The 7,647-nt window shown below is 37.4% G+C and carries 8 protein-coding genes; 6 read left to right on the forward strand and 2 right to left on the reverse strand.

Features of this window, described 5'->3' with window-relative positions:
- Positions 1–712: 712 nt before the first annotated feature.
- Entirely contained in the window at positions 713–2,122 is a 1,410-nt protein-coding gene (locus tag D5018_RS19815) for an ATP-binding protein (RefSeq protein ID WP_121840716.1), read from the forward strand.
- An 89-nt stretch (positions 2,123–2,211) separates the two neighbouring features.
- Here the strand turns inward: D5018_RS19815 and D5018_RS19820 are convergent, their stop codons facing one another.
- Entirely contained in the window at positions 2,212–2,889 is a 678-nt protein-coding gene (locus D5018_RS19820; protein WP_121840717.1) for a helix-turn-helix transcriptional regulator, read from the reverse strand.
- A 346-nt stretch (positions 2,890–3,235) separates the two neighbouring features.
- On the opposite strand from D5018_RS19820, the gene D5018_RS19825 reads away from it, so the two are divergent.
- From D5018_RS19825 to D5018_RS19845, 5 genes are all read left to right on the forward strand, one after another.
- A complete protein-coding gene (locus tag D5018_RS19825; protein ID WP_121840718.1) occupies positions 3,236–3,724 on the forward strand; it encodes a phage regulatory CII family protein in 489 nt (162 codons plus the stop codon).
- 23 nt (positions 3,725–3,747) lie between these two features.
- Positions 3,748–4,035, forward strand: coding sequence for a pyocin activator PrtN family protein (locus D5018_RS19830; protein ID WP_121840719.1), 288 nt, complete (start codon positions 3,748–3,750; stop codon positions 4,033–4,035).
- A gap of 20 nt (positions 4,036–4,055) precedes the next feature.
- Positions 4,056–4,343 carry a hypothetical protein gene (locus D5018_RS19835; RefSeq protein ID WP_133309348.1) on the forward strand — a complete coding sequence of 96 codons (288 nt, stop codon included), beginning with the start codon at positions 4,056–4,058 and terminating at the stop codon, positions 4,341–4,343.
- The gene (locus tag D5018_RS19840; protein ID WP_121840721.1) at positions 4,343–6,343 is read left to right on the forward strand and encodes a replication endonuclease; all 2,001 of its coding nucleotides are present in this window, start codon (positions 4,343–4,345) and stop codon (positions 6,341–6,343) included. The genes D5018_RS19835 and D5018_RS19840 overlap by 1 nt, the downstream gene beginning before the upstream one ends.
- Before the next feature lie 262 nt (positions 6,344–6,605).
- Positions 6,606–7,154 carry a hypothetical protein gene (locus D5018_RS19845; RefSeq protein WP_121840722.1) on the forward strand — a complete coding sequence of 183 codons (549 nt, stop codon included), beginning with the start codon at positions 6,606–6,608 and terminating at the stop codon, positions 7,152–7,154.
- A gap of 22 nt (positions 7,155–7,176) precedes the next feature.
- On the opposite strand, the gene D5018_RS19850 is transcribed toward D5018_RS19845, so the two are convergent.
- Positions 7,177–7,404, reverse strand: coding sequence for a DUF6429 family protein (locus tag D5018_RS19850; protein ID WP_121840723.1), 228 nt, complete (start codon positions 7,402–7,404; stop codon positions 7,177–7,179).
- Positions 7,405–7,647 lie beyond the last annotated feature (243 nt).

The raw sequence follows: 7,647 nt of genomic DNA on the forward strand, positions 1-7,647 counted from the left end.
TTCATCTATGTGATTATGAATTAAATCTTGATTTATCATGGTGCTGTCATTGAACATGTTTAGGCTATTTTGAGCATTTTACCTTAAAACCGTTGATATGACTGGTTTATATGAGGGGATGCTTAAGGGGGCTTTATATTTTTTGATGAGTATGTCGATATGGAGAAGGCAGTTCCTTTCAAAAATTAAATGCAGTTTAAAACTGAGTGCTAAAGCAGGAGCTGAGTCCCCAAAATATCTTAAAGTATGCGAAAATAGGGCAATTCAGTGATTCACTTAGCTCTAATAGAACAAGCTCAATGGCAAAAACTTCAATAACATCAACCAATAGAAAATTCAGTATTGCACCTATGCTGGATTGGACGGATCTGAGCTTTTAATAGCGACTCTAGAGCCTTATGGGGCACATGTGGGACACCGCAAATAATTTTACTCTTTTTTGGGACACCGAAGTCTACCTATATTCAGCGATCACAGCTTCGGATTAAAGCTGTTAGAGTACAAGGAGTTGATGAGCTGTAATTGCTATATTATCCACCGAAAGTGTTAAAAAATACCATTGTAGTAAAACTTAACGTGGTAAAAAATACCATTTTAATAGAATTTAACGTGGTAAAAAATACCAATCATCTTCATTTTAACGTGTCAAAAAATACCATTTTAAGTAATTGTATGCTATATCAGTAGGTAGGTTTATAGAATTAGTTTGGTTATGTATTTTTACAGAAACATTGATACGCAATTACTAAATTGGAAGCAAAGCGAATTAAGAAAGCCTGCTTTGATTTATGGTGCGCGCCAAGTTGGCAAGTCCAGTGCACTAAAGAAATTTGGCGAAACCAATTATCGTAAAGTTTTTGAAATCAATTTTATGAAAATGGATGACGCTGATTCTATTTTTAATGATGGAAAAGACATTGGGTCGATAATAAAAAATATTCAATTTTACCTATCTGACTCATTCGATCCTGCTCAAGATCTTATAGTGTTCGAGGAAGTAGGCTTTTCTGAAAAGGCACTGACAACATTAAAATTTTTTAGTGAAGATGCTCCTGAAATCCATATAGTTGCTACAGGGTCAAATATTGGTTTGTACAGAAGCTTTCCAGTTGGAAAAGTAGAGTGGATGCCAATGTACCCAATGACCTTTTCAGAGTTTTTGAAAGCGACGGGAAATGAAGTGTTGACGGATGCTGCTGAGTTACCTGTTGATCAATCTGTGCCCGAAATAGCTCATCAGAAATTAATGAGCTGTGTTCAAGATTACTGGTTTGTCGGTGGTATGCCTGAAGCTGTAGAGGCATGGGTTTCTTATCCAGTAACACAACCTTTGGAACGAGTTCGTGCTGTAGATAAGGTGCAGGCCGACTTAATCAAAGGATACGAAACTGACTTTGGTAAGTTATCAAAAGATCATGAAGTATCAACGCTTAAGTTAAAAAGAATATACGCTAGTATGGCTAGGCAAATTGCCAGTGAAGAAGATGGTAATACCCCCAAGTTCAAATTCAAAGGAACATTGGGTAATACAAGTGTGCGTTATGAAGATGTTGTTGAGCCCATCGATTTTTTAAGAGATCTCATGGTCGTGCATAAAGTGCATATTTTTGAGGGGATAAATGCTTCGTATAATATGGATTTTCAAGTAGAAGAAAATAAATTTAAGCTGCTGCCGCATGATGTAGGGATCCTAACAAAGATGATTGGGGTTTCCTATCAGGATATTCTCAGAGGAAAAGATGCTTATAAAGGCTTCATTGCTGAAGTATTTGTTGCCAATGAAATGATCAGTGCGATGGTTGGAAATAGCAGAATAGAGTTGAACAGTTTTAAACGTGGCAATACTTCTGAGATTGAATTTCTGTTTGAAAAGCAAGGGGGCTTTATTCCCGTTGAAGTGAAAAGCGGTAAATCCATTCGCTCTAAATCATTGAATGCATTTGTTGAACGTTTTTCCCCTAAATTTGCACTTAAATTTACAGCTAACAATGTGAAAAATAGCCCTGAGCGAGTGATACAACAACTGGCTCTTTATCGAGCTAGACATGCTTATCGTGAATGTTTTGGTGATATAGCAGAAGAAAAAGAGCTCTTGTCGTTAATGATACCGAATTCACGATAGTGATCGGTGTGATACACAATTTTTAGGTATACAATTTATTACCAATAAGGTTATAAATTGTATACCTTTCAGAGCAACATGTTTTGGTTTCAATACTCCAAACTAGAAACTATCTTTCCTTCAATTTTCATCGATTTTTGATCTATTGGGTATTTATCATCGCCATCAAAATAATAGGCATGCCCATCTGGTAGTTGCCGTAGTTCACCTACTTCATATAACCCATTGACACTAAATAGATACTTGCCTTTGGTTACGGCGGTTAATTTACTATTGATAAAATGTATGCCATTAGGATGTTCAATAGCGAAATCAGAGCCAGAAATGCGAAAACGCTTGAGAAAGTGCTCATCAACAAGTAATTCTTCAGTTTTGAAAAGATCACCGTTATTTATCACCTTAATCTCAATATTATAAATTACATCAGTCGATTGTAATTTCTTTGAGTTGCGTTCAATCGCTTGATTGTTATCAACTAGGCTGAATACATCAGGAACGCCTTCGCCCTCACCAAAGCACAAGTATTTCATAGGGGCACCTGTAGCAAGATGTATTCTGATCAAAAGCTCGTAGGGTGTAGTATTTCTGGTTTGCCATGTAGAAAACGAGCCTGGATGCATTCCCAAAACTTCAGCTAATTCAAGACGATTCCTTACACCAAATAGTCGAATAAGACGCTCTGCGATGGTTTTTCCACTATCGCAATCTATCGGTTGATTTAAAATTACAGGGAATTTTGTTTTTTTTAACTTGACAATATTAGACATGTGATCAAATATCCAAATCTACCTATCATTGAGATAGTGTTTATGTGGGCGTTAATAGGCAACAATGAGAAAAGGATAGCATAACAACAAACAACATTGGCTGAATATAGATCAAATGACCAATTCTTCATTTTCGATAAAGGTTAAGTTTTACCTATGAAGTTTCAGGCCAATATACATGTTTGCTTGTAGACAAAAATAATAAAGAACACCAATAGAACAAGGTCGTCATTCAGGTTTGCCTGTTAGCTAAGTAAGTCATTGACTTTTATCAGTTGCTTTTATAGTTGATCATTCGATTGATTGCAGATGAAAGCAAAGAGTAGCAAACCAGAGGTGGTTGACGATGTATATACCTCAAACTGAAACACACCCTCATGTTAATGGTTCATTTCGAGCATTTGCAATTAATGAAAGTTTAAAAGATGTAGCATTAGCTTCAGGCTTTCATAACCCTCAACTGTTACGCAATAAGTTGCTTATTAATCAGCCTCACCAGCTTACACTTAACGAATTAGTCAAGATCACCAAAGTGAGTAAGAACCGTTGCATTGTTGATGGCCTGCTGCTTGAGCTTGATTGCCTACCTTCGGTTCCGATTACAGAAACCAACCAACTGAGTTTTACCGATGTCATTGAACGAACGCTGTCAATGAACACAGAGCTTGGCCATATCACTGAATTAACCTTAGCGCTTAAACAAACGCGCAAGCTAACAGAAGCCATGCGGCATCAACTACTTAGTCATATTACTTCCTTAATGACCAAGCTTGGTTGTTACGCACACATTATTGAACAACGTTATTCGTCAAAACTTAACAATTCGGAATATTGATTTATCAATAAGGAGTAAAAGTTATGAATACAACCTTTGCTTTATTAGCACGATTCGAGTCACCAACGGTTCGTCTAAAAGATATTTGCGATGAATTTTTTGGGATCACGCCTAAAACGGCAGAGCAAAAAGCGAAGAGCCAAGATTTACCCGTACCAGTTTTTAAATTGAGAGATTCAGAGCGCTCTCCCACTTTAGTGAAAGTGGAAGATCTGGCGCTGTACATCGATCGCTGTCATCAAAGCTCTAAGGGTGATTGGCAAATCATTCAATCAGCTAAAGCACATCAACAACGTTATATACCTCATTAAAAACGGGCGGTTATATGCTAATGGATAATGAAAAGCTGGAATGTCGGTTTGAGCTAAGCGATCAAAACCACATGAAAATAAGGCGAATAATGACCGATATTCACGGTAATTTTTACCGATGTTTACACCAAGATAACTTGATATCGGCATACCGATATACAGGCATGGCATCGGCATTGGTTAGAACCTGCTTGATATTAACGGGTGACTTACAGCTCTATGAGTTATGCGATTTATTCTCACAGGTATTGGAGCAGTATCTAGAGCTACATAAATACCGTGATGGATGCAGAAAAGTAGGTGAGTGATGCGTAGGGATAACTTTGAATCGCAGCTAGCTAAAATACTGTCAAATGCATTTGGCAAAATTAACGTAGCAGACACTCAATGTGTGATGGCTTATCTCGCTTCTATCCCTGAACCAATCTCCAATAAACTGCTCACTGATACTATAAACGACACCACTAGCAATTCTATACAAGACTTTAAAAAGACACTAAAAGTAAAAGTCGACATCCTGAGCACGGATTTCAAGTGGATGAAGCGGCTAATAGGTTCTTTACCTGAGCAAACTGCTCAGACGCTTAAGCAAGAATACATTCGACGAAGGATGAAATATCAAAACGGCCGCAGTGCCAATATATGGCTAAGAAAGCGGGTCACGTTTTTACTTGAAGTCTGTCGTTCAATCCCAGTTCCATTGCATTATCTTAATTCTGAGAAAAGACGCTTACAAATCGCAAATGAATGGTCAAAACGTTGCTTGATCATGTTCAATAAAGTGATGGAAGAACAAACAGATGATTTAGACATATTTAGGCTTATTGTTGCAGTAAAACAACCCGCAGATGTGTGGGGCTTTAGCCCAGTTCTTCCTGATTTACAGATGCTCAGAAGTCAGCAAAAGCAAGGTGAAGACATTAATAGTCATTCACAGATGATTGCCAGAGCAATAGCAAGGCTTGTTGACAGTAAATGGTGGCTTCATCAGATAGATCGTAGGCTAAAACAGTATCAAGAACATACAGCTATTATTATTGGCAAAGTAAGAGCCAATGTGTCTCCCTATGTTTCTAACCATACCTTACAAGAATATCAATCTCGAAAAAAATACAACTTATCTTGGATGCAATTGATGCTCTTGATCAATGAGCAATATCAACTCGAACTACCTCTCATTGAGGCTGTGAAGTCTTCTATTTCAAATCCACATAATCGTCGGGTTGAACTCATGGTAAGAATGCGAGGTTTTGAAGAGTTAGCAAAAGAACAGGGCTTTGTAGGCGAGTTTTATACTTTGACTGCACCATCGAAATATCACAGTTGGTGTAAGGATAAAAAGGGAAGGACATTTTCGAATAGTTTATATCAAGGGTTCACTCCGCATCAGACACAGCAATACTTATGCAAACAGTGGTCGAAAATAAGAGCTAAATTAGAAAGGCAGAATATAAAAACGTTTGGTTTTCGAGTCGTTGAACCACACCATGATGGAACTCCACACTGGCACTTATTATTGTTCTTTAAGCCCGAAGAACTTGAGCAAGCCAGAGGTATCATTTGTGCTTACACCGTAGAGCATGATCCACAAGAACTAAACCTATCCGAAAATTTTACGCCCGATCAATGCAGTCCCCGATTTGATTACAAAACGATGGATCCCGAAAAAGGAAGTGCTACGGGCTATATCGCCAAATATATTGCTAAAAATATTGATGGCGCTTACGTGGATATCGATAGTGAAGCAAATTGTTCATCTCAACTAGCTGCGGAACGTGTCGCAGCATGGGCAAGCTTATGGCACATTCGTCAATTTCAGCAGATTGGTGGTGCACCTGTTACCGTTTGGCGTGAACTCAGACGATTAAAGCAGGTGATTCCCGACGATGAAGTATTAGAAATGGCGAGGAAAGCCGCAGATAGTGCTGATTGGCAAGGTTATATCGAAGCCAATGGAGGAATAGATTGTAAACGATGTCAGCGTCCAGTGAAGCTAGCTAAAACGATTAATTCGGCCAGTGGTCGCTACGATGAAGATATTACTAAAATCTTTGGAGTAATGGCGACACGTTCAATTCAGTCACGCCTTGATGGTTGGGAATTGCGTGAATATGGATCAGAATCTCAAATAATTTACAAGCCAGTTTCATCGCCAAACTTGGCTTTTCCATTAAGCAGCGACAGCTGCGCTCCTTGGAGATCTGACAATAACTGTACGCCTACAATACCAGATATTGTGTTTGACAAGTGTTTAGAAGTACAAGATATAGGAATAAGCAAAAATCCCTTGCCATTTTTGAGTGGTTAATGGAGTTTAAAATTAACTATAAATTAAAAATTGTTAATATTATTGCGTTTTTTCTTTGTTTTTAGTTGTCCATAGTTGTTCAATTCATTTTGTCAATGGTTCATTTTGAAACATTTAGGATTTTTGGCTCATTTGAAATTAATTTTTACTCTGAGCCTAGATTGAAATCAATGGCAAGAGGCGTAATGTATCTACCTATGTTCCATACACAATTTTTGATTCATCGAGATAAGAAATCAAAAATGCAGTTGGAGGGAAGAACATGCGAACTAATATCTCATTAAGGTCACCAGTCTTAGATTCTGATGAAATGATTGAGAACTGGATAAGTTGTAATGAAGGTTATCAAGAAAGCTTTGAGGGGCTTCTCACTCGATTCCCACATGTCAAAACCCATTTACTTTGTTTTGCTGAATTACTGACTGACTCCATTTTCATTCATGAGTCGCCATTATTTGACATCTGCTTATCTCAAGCAATGAGTCGTTTTATATTGGCTGAAGCATGCAAAGGGGCTCCTTTGGCAATTGAAAAATTTTTTGATAGTTTAGTCTCGACAACCGAAGTGTCACTAAAAAATATTTGGATAGTTGATCAAGACAACGAAGGCTGGTCAATAAAGCAAGATATTTGCTTTCTTCATTGGCTAATGGAAAACCCATTAAGAGTGTTTGCACTTGAGGACGGCTTACTTCGAGTTGAGAAGCATAAATCAAGTTTTATTGATGTAAGTAACTTCGATGATATTCGAAGGTTGATTATGCTGCCAAAAAAAGCAGAGGATCAAGGTGTAATTCAGATTGGATTATAAGTCCAAAACCACAGTGTCGTTTTCATTTTTTAGTAAACATCTGCTCAAAAAGCATTTTAGCTTTTTCTAAGCCATCGTCAGTAAAAACGACAGATTTATTCTTACCAACAGGATCATAAATCAAACCTTTTTCATATAAACGGTCAGTGATATCCCAGTTTATTTGTTTCCATGCTCTAACATCGTCGTGCAGTGTTAAATACAATAATGCTAAAGCAGCTTCGTCAATTTTGTTTTCATCAATTTCCATGATTTATCCTCTTATTCAGATAACTTTCAATATAATCAATGTACTGTGATAGATGCTGAATGAAATGTTAATAACTTATTTCAGCCATAGTCTCTTGATTATTATGTGCTTTACTATTGCGTTTTTCGGTTTATCCGATCAGTCGTTTCGGAGTTATCCGATCACCTAAAATCCCTTTTTTCTCTTAACCTTATTTTTACCTCAAGTGATCGGATTGATCCAGTTTTCTCATAGATTCACCCT

The sequence above is a fragment of the Parashewanella curva genome (assembly GCF_003675895.1).
In the GTDB taxonomy this organism is placed as follows: Bacteria; Pseudomonadota; Gammaproteobacteria; order Enterobacterales; family Shewanellaceae; genus Parashewanella; species Parashewanella curva.

Coding starts and splice junctions, on each gene's coding strand:
- D5018_RS19820 (WP_121840717.1), bottom strand. CDS start 2,889: ATGTCTAATATTGTCAAGTTAAAAAAAACAAAATTCCCTGTAATTTTA.
- D5018_RS19840 (WP_121840721.1), top strand. CDS start 4,343: ATGCGTAGGGATAACTTTGAATCGCAGCTAGCTAAAATACTGTCAAAT.
- D5018_RS19850 (WP_121840723.1), bottom strand. CDS start 7,404: ATGGAAATTGATGAAAACAAAATTGACGAAGCTGCTTTAGCATTATTG.
- D5018_RS19845 (WP_121840722.1), top strand. CDS start 6,606: ATGCGAACTAATATCTCATTAAGGTCACCAGTCTTAGATTCTGATGAA.
- D5018_RS19815 (WP_121840716.1), top strand. CDS start 713: ATGTATTTTTACAGAAACATTGATACGCAATTACTAAATTGGAAGCAA.
- D5018_RS19825 (WP_121840718.1), top strand. CDS start 3,236: ATGTATATACCTCAAACTGAAACACACCCTCATGTTAATGGTTCATTT.
- D5018_RS19835 (WP_133309348.1), top strand. CDS start 4,056: ATGGATAATGAAAAGCTGGAATGTCGGTTTGAGCTAAGCGATCAAAAC.
- D5018_RS19830 (WP_121840719.1), top strand. CDS start 3,748: ATGAATACAACCTTTGCTTTATTAGCACGATTCGAGTCACCAACGGTT.